The organism is Paenibacillus sp. sgz302164 (assembly GCF_056120505.1).
The window spans coordinates 237,152-258,316 of the sequence record NZ_JBVYOL010000011.1 but is presented as its reverse complement, the minus strand read 5'-3'; the positions used below and the strand labels follow the sequence as shown (position 1 = coordinate 258,316).

General features: G+C 42.3%; 19 protein-coding genes. 5 read left to right on the top strand and 14 right to left on the bottom strand.

All coding sequences use genetic code 11. From position 1 onward, the window contains the following. Positions 1–53: 53 nt before the first annotated feature. The 4 genes from AC0LWT_RS19955 to AC0LWT_RS19940 form a co-directional block, all read right to left on the bottom strand. Entirely contained in the window at positions 54–2,729 is a 2,676-nt protein-coding gene (locus tag AC0LWT_RS19955; protein ID WP_474683009.1) for a YhgE/Pip family protein, read from the bottom strand. 149 nt (positions 2,730–2,878) lie between these two features. Continuing rightward, positions 2,879–3,508 (bottom strand): NAD(P)-dependent oxidoreductase, encoded by a 630-nt coding sequence (locus AC0LWT_RS19950; RefSeq protein ID WP_474683008.1) that lies wholly within the window; start codon positions 3,506–3,508, stop codon positions 2,879–2,881. A 106-nt stretch (positions 3,509–3,614) separates the two neighbouring features. Next, positions 3,615–4,271, bottom strand: coding sequence for a DsbA family oxidoreductase (locus AC0LWT_RS19945; protein ID WP_474683007.1), 657 nt, complete (start codon positions 4,269–4,271; stop codon positions 3,615–3,617). Positions 4,272–4,352: 81 nt separating this feature from the next. After that, the gene (locus AC0LWT_RS19940) at positions 4,353–4,784 is read right to left on the bottom strand and encodes an Rrf2 family transcriptional regulator (protein WP_474683006.1); all 432 of its coding nucleotides are present in this window, start codon (positions 4,782–4,784) and stop codon (positions 4,353–4,355) included. A gap of 136 nt (positions 4,785–4,920) precedes the next feature. Between AC0LWT_RS19940 and AC0LWT_RS19935 the strand changes: the two genes are divergently transcribed. Then, positions 4,921–5,043: a hypothetical protein gene (locus AC0LWT_RS19935; RefSeq protein WP_474683005.1), complete on the top strand. Its 123-nt coding sequence runs from the start codon at positions 4,921–4,923 to the stop codon at positions 5,041–5,043. A gap of 557 nt (positions 5,044–5,600) precedes the next feature. On the opposite strand, the gene AC0LWT_RS19930 is transcribed toward AC0LWT_RS19935, so the two are convergent. The 10 genes from AC0LWT_RS19930 to AC0LWT_RS19885 all read right to left on the bottom strand — a co-directional run bounded on the left by AC0LWT_RS19930 (position 5,601) and on the right by AC0LWT_RS19885 (position 15,675). Next, positions 5,601–5,975: a histidine kinase gene (locus tag AC0LWT_RS19930; RefSeq protein WP_474683004.1), complete on the bottom strand. Its 375-nt coding sequence runs from the start codon at positions 5,973–5,975 to the stop codon at positions 5,601–5,603. Positions 5,976–6,041: 66 nt separating this feature from the next. Next, on the bottom strand, positions 6,042–6,515 hold the full coding sequence (locus tag AC0LWT_RS19925; RefSeq protein WP_474683003.1) for a RidA family protein: 474 nt from the start codon (positions 6,513–6,515) through the stop codon (positions 6,042–6,044). A gap of 20 nt (positions 6,516–6,535) precedes the next feature. Then, positions 6,536–7,468: a polyprenyl synthetase family protein gene (locus tag AC0LWT_RS19920; RefSeq protein WP_474683002.1), complete on the bottom strand. Its 933-nt coding sequence runs from the start codon at positions 7,466–7,468 to the stop codon at positions 6,536–6,538. 21 nt (positions 7,469–7,489) lie between these two features. Next, positions 7,490–8,131, bottom strand: a complete 642-nt coding sequence (locus tag AC0LWT_RS19915) for a response regulator transcription factor (protein ID WP_474683001.1) — start codon at positions 8,129–8,131, stop codon at positions 7,490–7,492. After that, positions 8,128–10,452: a sensor histidine kinase gene (locus AC0LWT_RS19910; RefSeq protein ID WP_474683000.1), complete on the bottom strand. Its 2,325-nt coding sequence runs from the start codon at positions 10,450–10,452 to the stop codon at positions 8,128–8,130. The genes AC0LWT_RS19915 and AC0LWT_RS19910 overlap by 4 nt, the downstream gene beginning before the upstream one ends. Before the next feature lie 1,078 nt (positions 10,453–11,530). After that, a complete protein-coding gene (locus AC0LWT_RS19905) occupies positions 11,531–12,244 on the bottom strand; it encodes a geobacillin-26 family protein (protein WP_474682999.1) in 714 nt (237 codons plus the stop codon). A gap of 291 nt (positions 12,245–12,535) precedes the next feature. Then, positions 12,536–12,871 carry a DUF3139 domain-containing protein gene (locus AC0LWT_RS19900; RefSeq protein ID WP_474682998.1) on the bottom strand — a complete coding sequence of 112 codons (336 nt, stop codon included), beginning with the start codon at positions 12,869–12,871 and terminating at the stop codon, positions 12,536–12,538. Between the two features lie 123 nt (positions 12,872–12,994). Beyond that, complete coding sequence (locus tag AC0LWT_RS19895) at positions 12,995–14,095, bottom strand: YncE family protein (RefSeq protein ID WP_474682997.1); 1,101 nt, start codon at positions 14,093–14,095, stop codon at positions 12,995–12,997. A 72-nt stretch (positions 14,096–14,167) separates the two neighbouring features. Further along, positions 14,168–14,971 carry a hypothetical protein gene (locus AC0LWT_RS19890; RefSeq protein WP_474682996.1) on the bottom strand — a complete coding sequence of 268 codons (804 nt, stop codon included), beginning with the start codon at positions 14,969–14,971 and terminating at the stop codon, positions 14,168–14,170. Between the two features lie 101 nt (positions 14,972–15,072). Further along, complete coding sequence (locus AC0LWT_RS19885; RefSeq protein WP_474682995.1) at positions 15,073–15,675, bottom strand: TetR/AcrR family transcriptional regulator; 603 nt, start codon at positions 15,673–15,675, stop codon at positions 15,073–15,075. 155 nt (positions 15,676–15,830) lie between these two features. Between AC0LWT_RS19885 and AC0LWT_RS19880 the strand changes: the two genes are divergently transcribed. The 4 genes from AC0LWT_RS19880 to AC0LWT_RS19865 all read left to right on the top strand — a co-directional run bounded on the left by AC0LWT_RS19880 (position 15,831) and on the right by AC0LWT_RS19865 (position 21,158). After that, a complete protein-coding gene (locus tag AC0LWT_RS19880) occupies positions 15,831–17,015 on the top strand; it encodes an ABC transporter permease (protein WP_474682994.1) in 1,185 nt (394 codons plus the stop codon). A gap of 12 nt (positions 17,016–17,027) precedes the next feature. Continuing rightward, positions 17,028–18,254, top strand: coding sequence for an ABC transporter permease (locus AC0LWT_RS19875; RefSeq protein WP_474682993.1), 1,227 nt, complete (start codon positions 17,028–17,030; stop codon positions 18,252–18,254). 2 nt (positions 18,255–18,256) lie between these two features. Beyond that, positions 18,257–18,967: an ABC transporter ATP-binding protein gene (locus AC0LWT_RS19870; protein ID WP_474682992.1), complete on the top strand. Its 711-nt coding sequence runs from the start codon at positions 18,257–18,259 to the stop codon at positions 18,965–18,967. A 1,606-nt stretch (positions 18,968–20,573) separates the two neighbouring features. Beyond that, positions 20,574–21,158: a glycerol-3-phosphate responsive antiterminator gene (locus AC0LWT_RS19865; RefSeq protein WP_474682991.1), complete on the top strand. Its 585-nt coding sequence runs from the start codon at positions 20,574–20,576 to the stop codon at positions 21,156–21,158. Positions 21,159–21,165 lie beyond the last annotated feature (7 nt).

The following is a 21,165-nucleotide window of genomic DNA, read 5'->3' as shown; positions in this document are numbered from 1 at the left end:
TATCATATCGGTTTTTTCATTGTTTTCATAGTATTTGCCGGCGGACGGTGGTCCTAGGAGATGATTTTTGTGCGCCGCGCGTTTTCGGCCGACCGTTTCGTAAAGCCGCTTAACGGCTTCTTGAGAGCAAGCGCCGCCAAGTAGCTGAGCGCAATAAAAACGCAGAGGCCCAGCGCGTCCTTGATAGCTGTCTCCGGCCAAATGCCCCCGACCGCTTCCCGCAGTAAACTGATCGCATAAGTGAACGGCATGAAAGGATTCAGCGCTTGAAAAAATGGCGTTGCCGTACTGATCGGGAACGTGCCCCCTGAACTGGAGAACTGGAACACCATGAAAATGATCGCAATCCCCTTCCCCGTATTTCCGAAAACCGACAGCAGCGTGTAAGTAATCGTAACGAATACTTTGCTGACCAGTACGGCGAAAAGAACGAACCAGATTTTATCGGCGACATAAGTGCCAAGAATCCAAATATCCCCCAGCGTCAAAATAAGCGCCTGAAAAAAGCCCAGGGTAAGAAACGTCAGCAGCCTGCCAAAATACATCTGATACCCTTTGTATCTGCCCCCGGGGTTGTCCAGATCGACCCGCAGCAGCGAAATCAGCAGCGTAGAGCCGACCCATAGCGATAAGACCGCGTAAAAGGGCGACATGGCGGAGCCGTAGTTCGGAATGGGATATAACCGATTCTCGCTGATTTGCACCGGCTTCGCCAAAAAATCGCTCTCCTCGGCAATATCGCCGCGCAGCAGCTTCGCCAAATCCGCGAAATTGTTCTCGCCCTGCACCTGCCTGATCTTATCCGCAGCCTTGTGCACGGCATCTTCCAAAGCGGGGAGATCGCTCCGGACAAAATCCGCCGCCCGATGAACCCCGTCCTCCACTTCCGGAAGCTTGTTTTGCACGAAATCCGAAAGCCGGTGCAGCTGCTCCTCCGCTGCGGGCAAATCATTACGGACAAAATCGGCCGCTTGATGAAGCTTCTCCCCGACTTTCGGCAAATCGTTCTGCACAAAAGGAACCGCCGCATTCACAGCTTTGGTGAACTCGTCCATCTTGTCCTGCATGCTTGCCGACGCGTCCTGCACCCTGACGCGAATTTGCGGCATATCTTTTTGCAGCGCGCTGAGCTGGGCGATGCCGAATTGGATTCCCGCCTGCGCATCGTTCAAAATTTCCTTTATATTCGGAAGCTGCGCTTTGGCCGTCTGAAGTACGTCCGCGGACGCCTTCGCCACAGCCTGCACCTGCCCGAAAGCTTGTTTCATCTTCGGGACGATCTCCGTATCGTATCGGGACAATATATCGCCCAAAATGCCGTCCGCCTCTTTGGACAACGTATTCAAGCTCTCCACCAGCTCTTTCGCCGGCTTCTCCCCGCGTTCAATAGCCGCCGTAATGGCGGTGATCGTCTGAATTTGCCGGTTCATTTTGGATTTCAGAGTGCCCAGGCGATCGATCATATCGGTCAAAACAGGACTCTGAACGTACGTATTCAACCTGCTCAGCAAATCCGTAGTTCTATTCAGCACCTCGACGCCTGCCGTCAGACGGTCTTTCACAAAGGCCAGCGCATTCAGCGCTTTTTGCGGATCGATATTGGCGTCCATCAAAAGCCCCGTTACTTCAGCCGCGTTCTGCGCGATTTGCTGCAGCAGCAGCAAATTTTGCTTCACGACAGCGGGGAGCGTCTGGAGGGCGGCATCGTTTTTCGCCAAAAAGTCCTGCAGGCTGTCCGCAAAAGCTCCGCCTTCCGTGGCGATCCGCTCAATTTGGGGCAGAGCCTCCTGCGCGGCGGCGACGATCTCTTCGGCTTTCTGCGTCTTCTCCATCGCCGTATTCAGCGCGTTCTCCACTTGATCGAAATTTCGCGCCAGCTCGGCAATGCGGTCCGCCACCTTCTGAATTTCCGGCAGCTTCTGCTGGAGGACGATCACCTGCTGGGCCGCTTCATTGATTTGTGGCCAGCGCTCGTCGATCCTGAGGATCGCATCCCCCGCTTCGCGGATCTGCGGAATCTTTTGCTCGAGGCTGACGATTTTTTGAGCTTTGTCGTGAATGTCCGGCAGCTTTTGTTCGACCTCAAGCACCTTTTGGCCCAAGCTGTCGATCTCGGGCAAGCTCTGCTCGAGGGTCAGCACGCCTTGTTCCACCTTGCGGATGGTCGGAAGCTGTTCCTCCAGCTGGACGCCGGCTTCGTTCAACTTTTTGAGCGCCGTCTCGCTTACCGTTTTCACAAAATTTTCGTTGATCTGAGCCGTCACGGCGGAAACTCCCGAATTCGTAATTTTGGGTGCGACCGCGTTCATTTTTTCGTTGACCGTATATTCCACTTCCGGCTTTTGCACGTTTCCTTCCGCAATGCCTGTAATTTTCCGCGAGAAATCGGCGGGGATCAGCAAGCTCGCATAGTAATCGCCCCGCTCAACGCCGCGCCTGGCCTCGTCCGCATCGACGAAAGTCCAGCCTAGCTTCGTGTTGGCTTTCAGGCTTTCTATCACATCGCTGCCGATGTTGACCGTTTTGCCGTTGACGGAAGCCCCTTCATCCTTGCTTGTGACGGCAATTTTGATTCCGCCGGTATGCGCGTAAGGATCCCACACGGAAGTAACGTTGACCCAATCGTAAATGGAAGGAATCAATATGAGGGCAACCATAAGAAAAATCCCTGTAGGTACTTTGAAAATATTTTTCCAGTCCGTAACATAAATGTTCCAAATACTTTTCATCTCTTACCGCCTATGTAACTTATTTGGTTTATTGTACCATGATCTCCCTCTTATGATACTACAAAAAAAGGCCCGTGGGATGCTTCGATTCCCGGGCATGCCAAAGAACCTGACAGGCGCAAGCGACCCGTCAGGTTCCTTGTAAAGAATCAATAAGCGGCTGTGAAACGGGCGCGGATATGCTGCGGATTCTCGGCTTCGTCCAGCAGGGCGATCGCGTAATCCTCCGCTGAAATTTTGCTGTTGCCGTTTTCATCGGTGACCAGCTGCTCGGTGCCCAGGCGGAACTTGCCTGTCCGCTCGCCCGGCTCGATCATCCCGGCCGGTGAGAACGATGTCCAATTGATATCGGACTCGCGCAAAATGCCAAGCGCGTTGCGATGCGCCAACGCGATAGGCTTCCACGCCTCCGGGAATCCGGGCGTATCGACGATCTGCACGCCTGGAGCCACCTCCAGGCTGCCTGCTCCCCCGACCGCCAGCAGCCTGTCGAGGCCGGAAATTTTCACGGCTTCGATCAACGTGCGGGTCAGATCGGCCAAAGCGCCCGGGTCTCCGGCCGGCCCGTAGGCGCTGACGAGAATGTCGTGGCCTTTTACAAGGGAAGCCAGGCTGTCCGCTTTGAAAATATCTCCCGTCACAACAGTCAGGCTCGGATGACTGACCGTGACTTTCGCGGAAGTTCTTACGATGGCCGTCACTTGATGGCCGCGGTCAAGCGCCTCTTTTAAAATCCGCTGTCCAATCGTTCCGGTCGCTCCGATCAATGCTATTTTCATGTTCGTTTCCTCCCCGTTGTTTCTATTAACAGCGCTCGCGAATCCCGGGCGCGCCTTGCGTCGCCAGAGCATGGCAGCGGTCACCCCCCGCTCGGGCGACGTCTAATCAGCAGTTGTTGTCATCGATACCGCAGGCCAAACCCGAATCCCCAGGCTGAACCTGCGCTTGTTGCAGCTCTTGCTGAATGATGCGCTCTATCGTTTCCTTGGACGCCATGCCTTGAATCACCTGGCTGCCGATCTTGATCGTCGGCACCGCCTGGATGCCCGCTTCGTGGTACGCGTGCTGCAAAGATTGCTGCTGCGCCTCCCGATATCGGCGCTCTTCAAGCGCTTGCTTGAACGCCGCCGAATCAAGGCCGATTTCTGCGGCAAGACGCGTCAATACGCCGATGTCGCCGATGTTTTGCTCTTCCTGAAAAAACGCCCGGAATACGCGGTCGTTATAGGCCGTTCCTTTGCCCTGCTCCTTGGCGAATTGGAAACCTTCGAAAGCGAGGCCCGTGTACGGATGCGGCGACAAGTTCGGCAGCCTCATCTCGAGACCCAGCTTCGCGGCAGCGGGCTTGATATAAGAATCCCATGAAGCCCGTTTCGGGGCATCGTTAATCGGATCAATCGGAGGCGCAGGCTCCGGCCTCAGCTCGAAAGGCATCCATTCCAGCTCTACATCCTTACCTTCAACCGCTTGCTCTAAAGGAACTTTTCCCAAAAAGCAAAAAGGACATACATAGTCAGAGTAAACTTGAATTTTTAAAGTCATACTGATCCCTCCGTTTTGTTTTGTAACTTTTTCAGTTACATGTATTGGCAAAAAAAATGAAAAACCCTTGAGTTTATCATTTTATGTTGGTCCTTGCTGTAGCACATTAGAGACGACCTGCTCCAGCGTTACGCTTGCCAGCTCGTTTTCCAGCGCTTGCTGGGCCTGATTAAAGCTGAGCTCAAGCGCACCTTGAATGTTGCGCCCGACGAGGCAATCCGGATTCGGCTGCTCGTGAATCGTAAACAAGGCGTCCTGATCTTCCGCTTGCACGGCATGATAAATGTCAAGCAGCGTGATCTCTCCGATCGGACGCATCAGCTTCGCTCCGGCGACTCCCGGAGTCGTATGCACAAGCTTCGCCTTGCTCAACATGCCGATGATGCGTCTGATGACGACAGGGTTCGTGTTCACACTGCCGGCGATATACTCCGATGTTATGCGCGCGCCTTTGTCAATCTGAAGTAGCACGAGTATGTGTACGGCCACCGCCAACTTGCTGTTAATCGCCATCACTGTTCACCCCATTCATTTCACGGCTTGCATGTAACAATTATAGTTACATAACAATTGAAAGTCAACCAACCGTATAAGCTTTTGCAAATTGGGTAAAACATATATAGTTTCCATACAGACAGGAGGGATTCCTTTGGCACACGATGAACCCGTGCAAGCAGCGGAGGTTGAAGAAGTCACTGAAGCCGTGAATGCCGCTGCCGAAGATGACGACGACGAGGAACATGTCCACATCGAGTGGACCGGCTACATTTGAAAAAGCCGGCTTGTTTCGGCTTTCTCCTCACCGAGAGGAGGAGACAGCTGCCTTGCCGATGGGGCTTGCCTGACAAGGTTCTTGCTCTTTCTGACCGCGCCGCGTGCAGAAAGACCTGCAAAAGCCCAAAAGCCAGGCTATCGAAAAACCTACTTGTCAGAGTCGATAGCCACAATCTGCGCAGCTCCCAGCGCGCGGTGTTGCGCTGCATGACGGCGGTCGGTCGACCGGCCTATTTCCACGGAAAAAACCTGCAAAAATACATGAATTTGCGCCCTTGATCCCTGTCCACGAAAAATTCCTGCAATTGTGCAGGCTTTTCATCGAATACATGGACTTAGATTCACTTTCAGCGAAAATTCCTGCACTTTTGCAGGTTTTTCGCCAAAACAAGCTAATTCCGCAGAAAAAACCTGTACTTTCGCAGGTTTTCTCCCTACTGAGCTGTCTCCTGCCCAGCTGTGCAGTTCCACGACCTACAGCCGGTAGAGGCGCGCGTCCAGAAAAGCGGCATTCCCCACAAGTTCGCCTACTTGTGCGGGACCGCCCCGCAATCGTTATTTAATCCGTCTCAACGCAGCTTCCTGATCGATGGAACGTCTTGCAAGCAAATCCAATGTAGCCTCATGTCCAGTTAAAGTTACTTCTATTCGTTGAACACTCTCGCTTGTTGCTACGACTTCTTTATTTACCTCCGATACTGCTTGCTGAATGGCAGGCAACAGCTCTACATCCTGTTTCGTTGCCATCGTTTCTTTGATCGAGGTGACGCTAGATTCAAGGTGATCGAGCCGTTGATCAACTTTGTCGAGCCGTTGGTCAACTTTATCGAGCCGTTGGTCGACTTTATCAAGCCGCCGGTCGATTTGTTCGATTCGTTGATTCGTTTGGTCTAACTTATCGAGAATTTGTTGCAGCAATTGTTCACTCATGAGATCCGCTCCTTTACAATTGTATGTTCATTATCTCATCGAACGGGCATTTGAGACAAGGTCCATTTACCGAGAGGCATCTTCGACTTCAAAAATCGAATCGACGACAATCGGAAGGTTGTCTCTTAACGAATTTGCGCCCAAAACGGAACGGGCATGAGCACCCTTCTCCTGAAAAACCTCGAACAAGAGATCGGAAAATCCGTTCAGCACTTTGTGATGTTCTTCGAACTGCGGGACGGCGTTCACAAAGCCCTGCACTTTCACCGCTCTTTTTACTTTATCCAGCGTGCCAAGTCCGGCCTTCAAAACAGCGAGCACCTCAAGTCCGGCCTGCCGCGCAAACTGATACCCTTCTTCCGTCGTGTAATCCTGGCCGAGCTTCCCTTTGGGGCTTCCGGCCGGCCCTTTTCCCGAAACAAACAGCAGTCCGTTCACAATAACGAAATTGGCGTATTTCGCCGCAGGCGCACTCGCCTCGGGAAGCACGATTCCCAACTCTTTTAACCTGTTTTCAATCACTTCTCCCGCCGTTGACATGATGCAATCATCCTCCCTTTTTACGCCTCATATTCAAAATCGCCGTAGGTGATTTCCTTAAACTTTTCTTTCCAGGGCGACAACGCCGAAATGTTTCCGAAAATTTCGTTGGCCTTTTGTACGCAAACCGTTTGCACGACTTCCGCATACTCCTTGCACCCGGAATTGTCTATGTAGGTTAAAAGCTGCTGCTTATGCTGCAAAAGCTCGTCCATCGTCATTTTATCTTCGTAATAATGCTTCAACCCGTCAAAAGTATCGTCTTCTATGGAGAGCAAATACAGGATGGGCAGCGTGCGTTTTTTGGCAAACAGGTCGTTTTTCAAATCATAGCGGGTAAAATCTTTCACGTCATTTTGAATTTGATGAAGAAGACCGATGCAATCCGCCAAATCGTTTAGTTGCGCGGCGGTATCCGGCGGGCAGGGTACGGAGGAGTATCCCATGCAGCAGGCAAGCCTAAAGAGAGAACCCGATTTCTCCTGCACCATCATCAGGTAGTCGTCCACGGTTCGGACGGATTGATTCAAATCTTTTTGCTGGCCGTTGATCGCTCTGAACAAAAGCTTGCTTGCCTCCGTGCAGACCCTTTCCTGCTGCTCTTTGCCGATGAGCGATCCCAGTTCCCCTATAAACCCGGCAAAAAGCGCCAAAATCGCATTTAACGTATACGCCTGCGGACATTTCATCCACGGCTTTTTATCGTTATCCTGATCCTGCAGATCATCGATAATATCCAAAGAAAGCATCATCATCTCGGTTGCCGCGGCAATCCGGTCGATATTCGGCGAATTCCCTCCCAACATAAAATGCGTAACGCGCGTAATGTCCGACCATCGGCTCTGTTCCTGCTCTTTATCCCGAATAAACGCTTTCAGCAGCTCATTCAAATCTTCAGTCGTGACGTACTCATCTACAATACTCAACATATGCAGCATCACTTCGCGGTTCAACTCTTGCGCCCCCCTTGATGACTACGTGAATTCTTTTCTCTGAACGAACTTCTCGACGGCTTCAATCTTGGACTTCGCACCCAGTTTGCCGTAAACCTTTTTCAAATAATTATCGATCGTTCTTCTGCTCATATGAATCTGCTCGGCAATTTGCTCGTGGGTCAGGCCCTTAACAAGCATATTCATCATCAAAATTTCTTCTTTCGTAAGCGGATCGCTTTCGCCGGTTCTCTCCGCGCTCAGCCTCATGTTCCGGAATAAAGAGATAGGCAGCATCGTATGGTTGTCCAGAATGCAGTTCACCATATTTTTGATCGTTCTCGCACCGGACTCCTTCGACAAAATGCCGCTCACTTTCAAACCGATGAAATTATTCAACAAATCGCTCGTATCGATTCCGGTAAAAATAACAATATGAATGTTCGGATACAGCTTCTGGATTTGCTGGGCAACTTCTGTGCCGGTTTGATCGGGAAGCCGGTAATCGAGAAATATGAAAGTGGGTTGAAGCTCCGCAAGCAGTTCCATGCAATGCTTTGCGCTGCCCGCTATGCCAATAACTTCAATACCTTCGATTTCTTCCAGCAAATTTTTCGTAGCCTGCGCGAATAGAGGATGATCATCGACCACAAGCGCTTTTACAGTTTCGACACCCTCACTCATGCGGATAAGACCTCTTTCATTGGAATTATGATTTGTATTCTCACGCCGCTGTCTTTGGAAGAACTCATTTCCCATTGCCCGTTCAGGTAATGAACGCGCCCCTTCATTTGCTTCATCCCGATTCCGGACTCGCCAATGTTCCCCGGACCGCTGGCTTCATGCTCAAAACCGACGCCGTCATCTTCGTAAATCAAATAAAAGTAGGATGGTTCCCTCATACTCATATTAAATGTGACTTGAGTGGATTGCGAGTGTTTTTTGGCGTTATTAAGAAGTTCCTGGACAATTCTGAAAATGTGTCTCTTCGTGGTCAGCTCTTTCGATTCGATTGCCTCCGCGTTTTCAGTAATAAACTCAATCTTGAAAGGGCTGTAGGAAGCTTCTTTATCCAGCCATTTTTGAACCGTTTGGATAAGTCCGAGCTCGCTGAGCATATACGGATTCAGCTCAAAACAATTTTGCCGCAAATTCGAGTTGATCAATTCGATAAAATTAATTATATCGTTCAGCTGCTCCCGATCCTCCGGATTCATCGAGTATTTGTTGAACAATGATACAAATCTCCGCTTGAGAAAAAACAAATCCTGCATCGTCGTATCGTGAAGGTCGGTAGCGATGCGGCTCCGCTCATCCTCCTGCAATTCGAACACCAGCTTGCGGAACCATTGAATATCCTGAGCATCCTGTTCGCTCGGCAGTTGTGCAGCCAAATGCTTCAAACGGCTGGTCAACTTCCGCATCAAATGAATATTTTCCAGGCTGACCGCCAGATAAGTGGTAATCATATGCAGCCATTGGAGCTCTTCCTCGCTGAGAAGCGTATTCGTCTTCTTCCGGGTCAGGATCAAATAACTTGTATATTCTTCATGGCGATTGATCTCGATAGTTTTGTACAAGGGATGGTTCGCAAGAGAGGACGAACGAATAAGCTGTTCAATCTCCGCCGGATGAATGTCTCCTTCATGTATCGTTTCGATCGTATCCTGATATTGAAAGACGATGGCCCCGCCCTTGACTTCCAGCGTTTCAACGATATCAACAAGGATCAAATCTTTCAGCTCGCGAAAGCTTGAAATTATCTCCAAGCTGCGAGACATTTTCTTTAAAGCGGTTCGCAGCATATATTTCCTAGGGAATACAGTCGCCTCGAACCGGGTCGTCAAATGCTCCGCCGAATAGAGTAGGCTTGCTACTAGAGCCACTGATGAGAAAAAGATGAAAAGGAACTGCTTAACATCCGCCACTTGAAAAAAAACAAGGGCGAACAAGCCTGTAAAAAGGCCGCATGGGATGACGGCAAGTGTGACAGCGAAAAGCAAACGTCTGAGCACCAGACCAATATCGTATAATTGATCCGAAACAATAAGATAAGCGAAAGAAATAGGGAGAAATAAGATGAAAAGGCTTGTATAACTGTTCACCATAATAGCATAACCAACTATTAGTTTTGGAAGAACAGATAAACCAATAAATGGCATGAAAGAAACAATCATACTAATCAACACGCTCTTAATGATTGTTGACAAAGGAGACATTTCTTTTCGATGCTTATAGTAGACATAACAGATTATGGAAATATTCACGAGGAGCATTAACGAAAAAAATATTAATACATGAGGAGATCCCTTAAGACGAATCACATCCGCGATGGAAGGAACTAAGCAAACGATGTTATATCCTACTTCAGCAATCACGATAGCATACAAATATCTCAGTATCTTGAAAGGTAAAATTAAATTCCCTTTTTCCTTAAAAAATACAAATAAAAAGTGTAAAAAAATAACCTGCAAAGCCATCATAAAGCTAGTTATCAACAGATTACCAAGTATGTCTCCTCTAATGGATGCTCCTAAGCTGAGCCATATCACCCCGCACGTTAGAAAAACGAGTGTGAGCATACGTGCAGAAGAGGAATGTCGCATTTTCATAAAAAGCAATCCAGCCATAAATAAGCTCAATACTCCACCAAGTAGAGGAACGATAATTAACGTTGTTATGATATTTTTTTTGTTGATGAAAATCTCGCGTTCGTTACCGTTCCTTGAGATCGCAATATGTTGAGCCTGCTCAATTATACTTGACTTGCGAATCATGGGGGTTTCGCTAGGCAATTGTCCATCGACTTGTAAGATTCGATCACCTACTTGTAAATCAAATTGCGTATTAACCCCTTCAGGATCAAGTTCCTTGATTACCCATTCTTGTTGTGCATTCTGCTTCAAAATAATTCCGATAAAGGGATAACGCAGGGCGACGAACTGACACCAGATTAAAGATACAACTAGAAAAAAAATGCCCCATCGCAACAGTTTTAATTTCATAAATAGTCTCCCTTTTATATTTTTTATTTGTTATAGTTTATGAAGTATCATAATTTCGACAAAAAAGGAGGTGCATCTACAAATGCCCGTCATTACTTTATCTCCAAATTTGCATGAAATAGTAAAAAATATGAAGAAGACCGCATTTGAAGGTAATACCTTGATAATCTCCAAATGCCTTTCCAGCATTGAAATTAGCGCTATTAATAGTACATTTCATTCCTCAATGAGAGCAGAGAAAAAGAAAACAGATGTACTCTACGATTTTTGGGCATAACCATTAGTATTATTTTACCAAATTAAAGAAGGATTGTATATTGGCTCTTGCTAATCATACAATCTTTTTTTCACGGAAATTTGACATAATACGAGAAATTGAAATAGTTAGCTACAAATTGTTTTGGAAGCGCTCCAAAATTGCTACGTGACAAAGCCGATACCCGCAACTTCTCGCATAGGTCTGCCAGACCATATAACTCCGCCGAAAGAGATTGACGCCACGAAGTTCACTGCGTATTACAGAAACAATCCGCTCTGATTTTCCTGGAAGTATTTTCATTTTTCCATGCTAACATCTGAACAGTCAAAAGTTCTTGTCGAAAAATAATTTGATAAAAAATAACCCGATCACGGGTACAGCCGAGATACGTGTAAAAATAGATCATATTCTAGGTATATTTACCAGTAATTAAATCAGGACCTAAATAAACCTAGTTTCCAAAAAAAGAAAGAAAACCAAAGGTGGTGGTTGGCTCATATAGGTGCCCCGCCACATGCCAATCAAAAACATACCCCAAAAAGGGAAAAAATCAAATCTTCATAACAACAAACTCCCTTGCTGCTTAAACGCAGAGGGAGTTTGTTGTACCAAGGTATTAAGTTTAGTTTAGAGAGCAATAAATACAAGTGAAATAATTAAACACAATGTTTCAATAATAACCGCAATCATTACATATGGATATAAACTGTATTTGTTAAATAATATAACTTTTCTGCACTGGTATGTGAGTAAAATTATACAAAGAAAAGGGATAATTACTGAGCCATATTTTAATAATACGAAATTTATCATCGGCGATTATATCTGATTATAATAAAAAACACAATCTTTAGAATTGAAATATGCATTTGCAACCTGATATGCAACTGTTAAGCTTCCTCCGACTGCAACAACAATTCCAATAATTGTTGACAGACCTGCTGAAGCAGGGGCAGCAAGAACACCTGCGATTGCTGAAGTTGCCGCTACACCTAAAGAAGCGTAAGCTGCTATTTCAGCATTAGCTGTAGCATTCACAGCTTTTCGGTAATTATCCAAATTGCTATAATTATCGGTAGTTTGATATCGAGATTTACTGTCCATTCCATGGTAAAGTTTCCAATATGTAGTGCCACTATCGTAAAATGTAATATAGTATGAATACCCCCACCAGCTTTCAACTCCGGAGGCTGATGCACTTGTTAGCATGGAGGCTTTGATATTGTTAGATGTATTCGCTCGCATCCTTTCTTGTTGATTTTGAATAGCAGAATTAATATTTATCTTTTGTACAGAGTTGCTATTTTCTCGAATTTCAATGTCGCCACTTTTTTTATCATAGGTTACTAGAGAGATATTAACGCCATCGGAGACTCTAACAACTTTTTTATTTTGGTTATCGACAAGGATAGAAACTTTGTTATTCCCTATATTAGCTTCGCCATTATTGGGAATAGTTTGTGCAAGGACTGAGGTAGTGCCAATGCAAAATACAAAAAAAATAGATAGTATTAAACTTAGAACTCTTTTCATGATTTTACTTCCTCCTCGTATTGTTCCTAAATCAAAATAGAATGATAGCCAACAGACAACCAACAGTCACACTTAGGATCGATCTGTATTTTTCGCCCCCCTAAATATCACCCACCTTTTCCTGTTATTTCCTCGAAATATAATAGACACCTAATATTGATTGAATGTTACTCTATCATGTACGATTATAAATATTTTACCTAAATCCGTGAAAGATTGTTAAAGGCTCTTCGACATTTTACTGCGGACACATTTGCAATTACAAATACAACTATGATCTCCGGTATGTCATCATTTTCTTTCCAAATGCCTTCCTATAGCTGTTGCTCCAGTCTGATAAAACAAACCATGAGCACCTATTTCGTAAGTGTACTTGACATCGGGCTCATCCTTATAAACTACTATAACTCCGTAACTACTGCTCTTAGAATCATAGAAACCATCGATTGACAGAAAATTATTTTGTGACACATCATATTTGCTTTGCTGTGTTATAAATTCTCTTACGGCTTCGTCCTTTTTCCACGGTAAACCAAATAACACAACATAACCTAGGATTACAATAAAAGCAATTGCAATAAACACCACTGAAGCTATCGACATTTTCGTTTTTAATTTTGTAACCATAAATGTCTCCCCTTCCTCAATATATTCGTAATCAAGTAGTCCAACGACACAAATATATTGCCTGAGCACAAACTGGATTTAATCCCATAAATTTAATTTGGTAGTCGTTATGCGTATGGTTTGCTAGGGAAGATATCTATCAGCAAAAACAGGCATAGTTCCAACGTTATCAATCTTTGCAATTTGTTTTAAACTTGAAAGTTCGTAGATAAAAACTTCATTGCTTGGAGGATTTGATGATACATACAAGTTGTTTTCTTTTATAAACATGTACCCAGAGCTTGAACCAACGTTTAGAGTTTTTAACTCTCCTGTATCGGGATTTATGATATCGATATAAGGCTGTTTATCATACGAAAAATAAAGCATTCCATTTGAATCTTGAATCAATTGCATCCCATTATTATGAGGAAGAGGAATCTTCCTTTTTAACGATTTTGTCTTTACATCCCAAATTGAAAGATGCGACTGAACTAGATTTCTATCAATTGGTTTATTCGGAAACATTAGTTCCAAATCGTGATCCGAGTAATCCTTTTTAACGTAGTGAAGAGCATAAAGCAGTTGTTTCGATTGATCGTATAAAATAGATTTTGCTATTGTTGGTTCTTCATCTAGATTAATCAATTCCTTTACTTGTTCCTGTGGTGTTCCAACCACATAGACACGTTGATTCCCTTGACGATCATGCCCTACAATTAAAACATGGTGGCCATCATAATCACTTATTCCCGTTCCCCCCGAATATAACGCCATCATTGGAAGAGTGACGACCCCTGTTATTTCGTCTTTATTTGTATCCATAACTAAAATCGCTGAATCATTTCCATGGGGGGAAATTAACGTAATAAAGTAGGCTGTTCCATCACTAGTTATTTTAACCCGCGTGGTCGTGTATTCAGTGGGTACATATTTTAACGTCCCTTGATGCGGATCCAGTACAGCGATATAAGCCGTCGAGTCGCCAGCATCATCCGTAAGTCCTATATATACTTTTCCGTTAGGAGCATAATCCATTGTAGTGCTGAATTTACCTATTGATACTTTTTTATCAACTTTTTGATTTTTTGAATCTATGACAGCTATACTTTTCTCAAATGGTAAGTAGGATATGATATGGTCTTCTGATATGGGCTGTACTTTATTAATTTTATTGTAGTTATTTGAACTACAACCACAAATGAATATTAAAATAGAGCAGATAGTTATCCAAATTTTGCGCATAACCTCTAACTTCCTTTCATTGACCTTTGTCTTAAAAAAGAACCAAGCCAAGAAAATTGGCTTGGTTCTTTTTTAGGTGTAGTATTTAACAACACTTGTCCGAGAACTTGCGTACAAGTCTCCTGGAGTAACCCAGTTAATAGCCAGAGGAGCAATATCCATAGTTGCTGCGTCCTTGTAAGCCCGCCAAGCTACTTTTGAACAATACCACGTATCATTTGAATAAAGCGTAGTTGCTACACTGTATGTACCCGAATAAGTAGTGGCTTGGGAAGCTGCATCATCTCTCTGTTGAGAGGTCGCAGCCGGGACACTTAATTCTGTTACATAATTGAACTGTTGCCAATATGTTGGGTCTTCATATTTTACGCCTTTATCTGTATTAGCAGTACGAATCTGAAGAAGAGAAGACTCCCAAATACCAGCATGACAGTATCCAGTTAATGAATAAGAACAAGCATGATTTCCACTACTTCCTCCACTTGCGACCAAAACGCTTCCATTGGTCGTAGCTCCATAAAAACTATTTGTATAAGTAGTAGCTGCAGTAGCGGCAATGGCTGTAGTAGGTGCGTTTTTTAATTTTTTTTCATTTTGTAGTTTATCAAAGTCCTCCTGAATTTTTTTACGTTGTTTATCATCATGAGGAATAGCGGCCTCAGATCTTGCTTTCTCATCGTCAGCCAGAATCTGAGCTTTAACCTCATCAAGTTTCTTTCCAGGAGATAGCACAACCTTATCTTCAGAAAATTTACTTGCTTTCGAAATGGCCAGTTGATCTTTGCTGCTAGGTGTGTCGGAGGCCGCAAACGCGGATGACACAGACATCAAAAATATACATGCTGAAAGCAGAGGAACTAAAACATGCTTTTTCATTAATAATACCTCCTTCAGCTTAATACCTACCGTATGGTATGTATTTAATTTACAATATATACCATGACGCAAATTTTGTAAACATTTTTTTATGCTTCGGTCTATTCATCTATTCCAAGTATCCTTTTAATTGCTGGTTCATATAAATCAAAAGAAATTGAATCAGGTTGAAGAGTATTTTGAAGATTGAATCCGTCCACCAAGGCAATTAAAACGCGAGTAATCACCTCAGCTTGTAAAGTATCTAATTTTTTTTGGGGTATGGCTTCTTTTTCAATAAATTCAGCAATAAAGGAAACCCAATCTTTATAATGTTCAGTTACAATTTTTTTAATTTTATCATCCCTCATTGCCTGGGCATAAAACTCAAAAAATATTGGAATCCACTGATCCTCTTTCATCAATTTCAAGCACATTCTAATACCCTCTACTACAGCATTCTCTGAAGAAGGTCTTGATGAATAAAATTCTGATAGAAACTTTTCTTTAAATTTATTTAATCGTGATTCCAATATCACAACAAACAATTCTTCTTTTGTTTTAAAAATATGATAGAAGGCCCCCTTCGTGTATCCTGCTTTCTTAGATATTTCTGAAAGTGACCCTTTTTCATATCCTTTTTCTGCAAAAACAATTAAAGCCGCATCTAAAAAACGCTGATAAGAAATTTCTCTTTTTACTTCGTGCTTATTTCGTTTTTCCATATTAAGTTTCCTCCGGAAATTTGTCGTATGCTAATCACATTGTATTTTAACACCTACTATAAAACTGTACAAACAACTAAATAAGTTGAAATAAAGGGATTTATTTCCACTCCGTCGAAATAAAGGATGTACAACTTTTAAGAGACGGTAAATCCATGAAAACGGCACAGGCATCTATCGAGATTGTACATGTTCGAGCGTTTTACTTTGCATGTGGAGTGATTTTCATGCTAATTAATTTAATTAGAGAATGGCGAATTCATACTGTAGCAGTTAGCCTTGTTATGATAGGTTACCTATTAAGTATCGTTGTAGTTAGTACCGGTATAAGTATTGTTCAGAACGCACGACAAACTTCTCTAGAAACAACTTCTGGTGACCCTCAGCATCTTGAACTGATTTCATTATCCAATAATTCTAATATTACATTTTCAACCTTGATTAACTTAATTGCAACAAACTCGGATGAAGCAGAAATTCAAGTTGGCATAGAGAGAATTCTGCCTAACGGAGATCATAGTTCAATCATAGGAGTTCAATATCGTCATCTTCCTGAGTGGGTACCCCCATTGATTAAAGGGAGGTATATTAGTAACAAAGAGATAAGCAATTCGGATCATGTAGCAGTTGTTGGAAGAAATTTGGAAGAATGGTTTGGTACCAGCGAAGCGTTAAATATTGAAAATGAAAATTATAAAGTTATTGGAATTATTGGACATCTAAGAAAAAATACTCAATGGGATAATGCAATTTACATTCCATTAACATCAATTCCTTTGATAACTAAAGACGCTATCCAAAGTAATATTAACATTTTAATAAGAGGTAATGGCAAAGACCCCATTAAGGAAAAAGAAGCCATACAATCCGCCATCCATCAAATCGATCCCCATATACATGTAACAGAAACACGTCCGGCAAATAACTTTGTAGATGGAGGGCAAGTATGGAATAGTATTATCATAACGTCTCTTTTAGGACTATTGATTCTATTTGTTGCTATTATGAACGTTGTAAATCTCTCATTATTTTGGATTTTAGAAAGAAAAAAGGAGATTGGAATACGTAAGGCATTAGGTGAAACGAACGGTTCCATTATTAAAATGATATTTATTGAGGTTTTGGTTCTTAGTGTTTTGGCTGCAATAACTGCAATAATAATGCAAAAAATAGTATTTATTTTCCTTATAAAAATGGGGGTACTTAATGATTTGGAAGTATCCTACATCAATTTTATTTTTGCAGTGTTGACATCAATAGTGGTTGGATTGAGCACTTCAATTGCACCTATAAAGTGGGCTTTGCGGTTAGAACCGATAGAAATTATTCGAAATGATTAAAGAGGAGCAGACATGTACTTTTATATTAAGTCGTTATATAGAACTATCTTCAAACAAGGAATTAGGCCAGTATTGGTAGTGATTCAACTTAGCATAGGTTTTTTATCGCTTTCCCTTGGACTAGGCATCATTGAAGGAACAAACAAATATACGAACACTATTTCGCAAATGACAAGTCTGAATACGATACGATTATTCGTTGATCGAAGTAATTCCATGACAAATAATAATTTAATTAACTTCTTAGAAGAAATTAAAAAACTAGATGAAGTACGAAGCATGTATTCTTATCTCGTCAGTAATTTGCCGATTCATAATAAAAACAACGATAAAATTGAAAATAATCGTGTCAACATGGCTTTTCTTGATTCGGATTATTTATCTTCAAACATGTTTAAAATTGCCGTAGGAAGAAAGTTAAATGAAAATGATATCTCAGTTAGTGCCAACGATACAATACCAGTTATGATTGGTTTTGAGATTTCAAAAAATTATCCAATAGGATCAATTATACAAACGGGTATACCTGACGATAAAAAACTAAGCATAACACCAAAAAAATTCCAAGTTGTCGGTATACTTAAAAGTAATACGAAGTTTTGGAAAGGAGGAAGTAATTCATTACATGACTTTATATTGAATGGAGACTACATGATATTTGCGCCACTTCAAATTGAGCAACAATTTGGTGAACAATTATTTTCCAGAATCTCAACAAATGTAATGATAGATTTAAAAAAACAAGAAGATTTAGAAAAATTGAAACAGAATATCGAAGAAATATCAAAAAAATATAATTTCAATTCGAGAATTGACACCGTTGCAAGCCAAATAGAAGACTTGAAGTCAATGAATAAAACTTTAGTTTTATTTTCAATCGTATTCGCGGCACTGCTTTTGACTTTATCGATGTTTGGTTTAATAGGGGTTATTTTAATTTTGATCTCCAGAAGATATAGAGAATTTGGTATAAGGTTTGCTTATGGGGCTACAATTACTTCCATCACATTGCAAGTTGTTGGAGAGATATTATTTCTTGTTATGAGTTCTTTAGTTCTAGGATTATTTTTATCCAGACTCATAATTATCGGCTTAAAAACTCAGGCAACTATTGAATTAGGAATGTATAGTGTCGTAATTTCATTTCTGATTTTAGTCCTTATTTCAATTTTAGCATCTATAGTGCCGCTTTATAAACTATTAAGATGTCAGCCAATAACATTGATTCGGGGGAAGTAAAAATGGTTCAAATGGTCACCAGGGATATTTCTAAAAAGTATACTAACGGTACTATAGAAAACTATGCGCTGAAATCAATTTCGCTAACGATTGATCATGGAGAAATGATCGCAATAATGGGTTCCTCAGGATCTGGGAAATCGACATTATTAAATATATTAGGTTGTCTTGATAAGCCAACTGAAGGTACATATTTAGTTAATGATACCGATCCATTTAAATTAAGAAAAAGAGAAGTAGCATATTTGAGAAACAAACTTTTTGGGTTTGTCTTCCAAAACTTTTGCCTTATAGACAAATTAACCGCGATAGAGAATGTGGAATTACCTTTAACATTTCGCAAGTATTCCAAGAAAACCAGGGAATTAGCTGCCAAGTGCCTAGAAGAATTGGGGCTTTTGGAGCACATGAATAAATACCCGAATCAGCTTTCTGGCGGACAACAGCAAAGGGTTGCAATAGCCAGAGCAATTGTAGGAGATCCATCAATAATATTGGCAGACGAGCCAACTGGTTCCTTAGACGAAAAAACTGGCTATGAAATAATGAAGTTATTGCAGCAAATTAACAAAGAGGGCAAGACAGTAATAATTATTACACACGATCAGAAAGTTGCATCTGGTTGTAATAGAATTTTAACAATACATGATGGAATGTTGGAACAGGACTGCCAAGAAAAAAGTGAAACCTTTGAAATGAATGGTGTTTGGTAAGCAAATCAAGCTCACTTTAGAAAAGTAATAATATGGTAATTGTTGGCAGTGGGTCAGCATGGAAGGCTGTTCCTAATCAAGTCCAAACAGCTTCCTAGAAAAGCTACTAAAATACAGCGGCACTACAAGCAGCCGGGATTATTACAGCTGATTCGTCAGTTATTACAGCTATCGTTTCTGGTATTTTATGGCTAGGTAGTGCTGCAATTGGACTAGCAGATAGTAAGGAGGATTCAAAGGAGTATATTTTAGAGGCTTCTATTCTCCCCCTGTCTATTACATTTGGCCTCGTTCATAATTAAAGTAAAAAAACGCCTGGAGGAATAAACATGTTTTCATGGAATGTAGTTTCCATATACGCTAGTTTAGTGGCTGCAATTTTTTTACTAATCATAGGGGTTGCAAAATTAATGTCAAAGCCATTGAACAAAACAGTGTCCGTCACAGCAATAATAGCGGGTGTCATTGGTATTTTGAGCTGCATAATCCAAATACTAACACGTCCTTTATAGTTTTTCGTATTATGTAATTTTAAGCAAAGTATTATAAGCCTCCCCCCAAATAAAATAGCTGTCTCGGTATTAAAAATTCACTCTGATTTTGCGATTTTGCTGGCAGTATTTTCATTTTTCTCTGCTATTATAGAAGATAAAACGTAACAAACCCACTTAATTAAATGGGTTCGTTGCGTTTTATGTCAAAATTATCGCCGCAAGGTTGGCTGTTTGACGCTTACATATCAATTCAATATACAACCATTAAAATATCCAGCATTAAGCTTTACTGAAGAATACTTCGCACAATTCAAAAGCATGTATCCCCGCTGAATATTGACCGCGAATTACAATATAGGTAACGGGAGTGTGCATTAATGAGAATTTTAAAATCTGTAAAAGAGGATTCAGATTTCATTAAAGCCAATACTCCGGCTATCCCAAAGGTAAAACTCAAACTGGTCAGGAATTCCGACGAACTATTATATACGTACTTCTGTAACATAAATGGGAAAAAAAATCAATGCAACAGCCACTAAAAAAAGAAGAGTAGTTATGGTACGTGGCAGCTTTTTATTTTTTACAGATTTAAACCAACCCCAAAATTGAAATACCTTTCTATAAAAGACAAACAAAATTAGTAAATTGCCACTTAAAGAATACGAGAAGTATGTATTCGGAAAATCCCCGGCGAATTCCTTCTTGTGCTAAGCATCGACCTATAAGGTCGATTCAGAGTTTATAAAACCGATCTGGCTGACTCTTATCCTCTGCACGGATAAGAGCCTGAATCTCGTCACCATCCTGCGCTATTATGACGTGAGGTGGAGCATTGAGACCGGATATCGTTATTTCAAGGAACTATTGGGCTTTGACCAGTATCAGTCGCAATCGTTTCATGCGATCGATGAAAGGTTAAACTAAAGCAGGTTTACAAAAAATCAAAGTGTCGATGATACCTTCTTAACAATACGGTTGTATGCTAATAATAACAAGTGAATATAAAAAAGTTTGGGTTGGAGATATAAGAAACCTATAGTGAGATGAACCATTCTTGTGTTCTTCTCTTACTATAGGTTTTTTTTACTTAGTGCGATAAGGAGGTGATCAGGGTGAGGAAAGAAGAGTTTTACTTGTCACTTGCAACATATAAGAAAGTCGCTTCCGTAACGCAAGTCAAGCATATTGAGAAAGTGCTTGAACATCAAGTGAGCGGGGTATTTCTTTTTGCCGGAAATATCGGCATGATTAAGCGCTATGTTGATTTTTACAAATCTCACAACCTCTTTGTGTTTTTGCACATGGAAAAGTTTCGCGAGCTTCAATCGAACAGAGAAAGTCTTGAATTTATTGCCAATTATATCAAACCGACCGGAATTATCAGCACCAAAAACACAGTGATCCAGCATGCCAAAAAACTGAACCTGCTAACGATCCAGCGACTCTTTCTTATCGATTTCGATGCATTGCAAACCGGCATGGAATCGTTTCAGGAGACGAAGCCGGATGCCATTGAGCTATTGCCGGGCTTGCTTCCGGATATGGTGGCTACGATAAAAAAACAAACAGATATTCCTATCATTACCGGCGGGCTGATCAGTACACGGGAGCAAATGATCGCTCCTATCCAAAAGGGGGCCATAGCAGTATCTACGGGAATTCCGGAGTTATGGGGGGCGGATCTGACTATCGGGTAAAAGCTTG

Excerpts from the sequence above, each read along its gene's own strand:
- AC0LWT_RS19930 (WP_474683004.1), bottom strand. The coding sequence starts at position 5,975 with ATGAGTGAACAATTGCTGCAACAAATTCTCGATAAGTTAGACCAAACG.
- AC0LWT_RS19915 (WP_474683001.1), bottom strand. The coding sequence starts at position 8,131 with ATGAGTGAGGGTGTCGAAACTGTAAAAGCGCTTGTGGTCGATGATCAT.
- AC0LWT_RS19945 (WP_474683007.1), bottom strand. The coding sequence starts at position 4,271 with ATGACTTTAAAAATTCAAGTTTACTCTGACTATGTATGTCCTTTTTGC.
- AC0LWT_RS19875 (WP_474682993.1), top strand. The coding sequence starts at position 17,028 with ATGTACTTTTATATTAAGTCGTTATATAGAACTATCTTCAAACAAGGA.
- AC0LWT_RS19895 (WP_474682997.1), bottom strand. The coding sequence starts at position 14,095 with ATGCGCAAAATTTGGATAACTATCTGCTCTATTTTAATATTCATTTGT.
- AC0LWT_RS19950 (WP_474683008.1), bottom strand. The coding sequence starts at position 3,508 with ATGAAAATAGCATTGATCGGAGCGACCGGAACGATTGGACAGCGGATT.
- AC0LWT_RS19925 (WP_474683003.1), bottom strand. The coding sequence starts at position 6,515 with ATGTCAACGGCGGGAGAAGTGATTGAAAACAGGTTAAAAGAGTTGGGA.
- AC0LWT_RS19900 (WP_474682998.1), bottom strand. The coding sequence starts at position 12,871 with ATGGTTACAAAATTAAAAACGAAAATGTCGATAGCTTCAGTGGTGTTT.
- AC0LWT_RS19910 (WP_474683000.1), bottom strand. The coding sequence starts at position 10,452 with ATGAAATTAAAACTGTTGCGATGGGGCATTTTTTTTCTAGTTGTATCT.
- AC0LWT_RS19905 (WP_474682999.1), bottom strand. The coding sequence starts at position 12,244 with ATGAAAAGAGTTCTAAGTTTAATACTATCTATTTTTTTTGTATTTTGC.
- AC0LWT_RS19955 (WP_474683009.1), bottom strand. The coding sequence starts at position 2,729 with ATGAAAAGTATTTGGAACATTTATGTTACGGACTGGAAAAATATTTTC.
- AC0LWT_RS19890 (WP_474682996.1), bottom strand. The coding sequence starts at position 14,971 with ATGAAAAAGCATGTTTTAGTTCCTCTGCTTTCAGCATGTATATTTTTG.
- AC0LWT_RS19940 (WP_474683006.1), bottom strand. The coding sequence starts at position 4,784 with ATGGCGATTAACAGCAAGTTGGCGGTGGCCGTACACATACTCGTGCTA.
- AC0LWT_RS19880 (WP_474682994.1), top strand. The coding sequence starts at position 15,831 with ATGAAAACGGCACAGGCATCTATCGAGATTGTACATGTTCGAGCGTTT.
- AC0LWT_RS19870 (WP_474682992.1), top strand. The coding sequence starts at position 18,257 with ATGGTTCAAATGGTCACCAGGGATATTTCTAAAAAGTATACTAACGGT.
- AC0LWT_RS19885 (WP_474682995.1), bottom strand. The coding sequence starts at position 15,675 with ATGGAAAAACGAAATAAGCACGAAGTAAAAAGAGAAATTTCTTATCAG.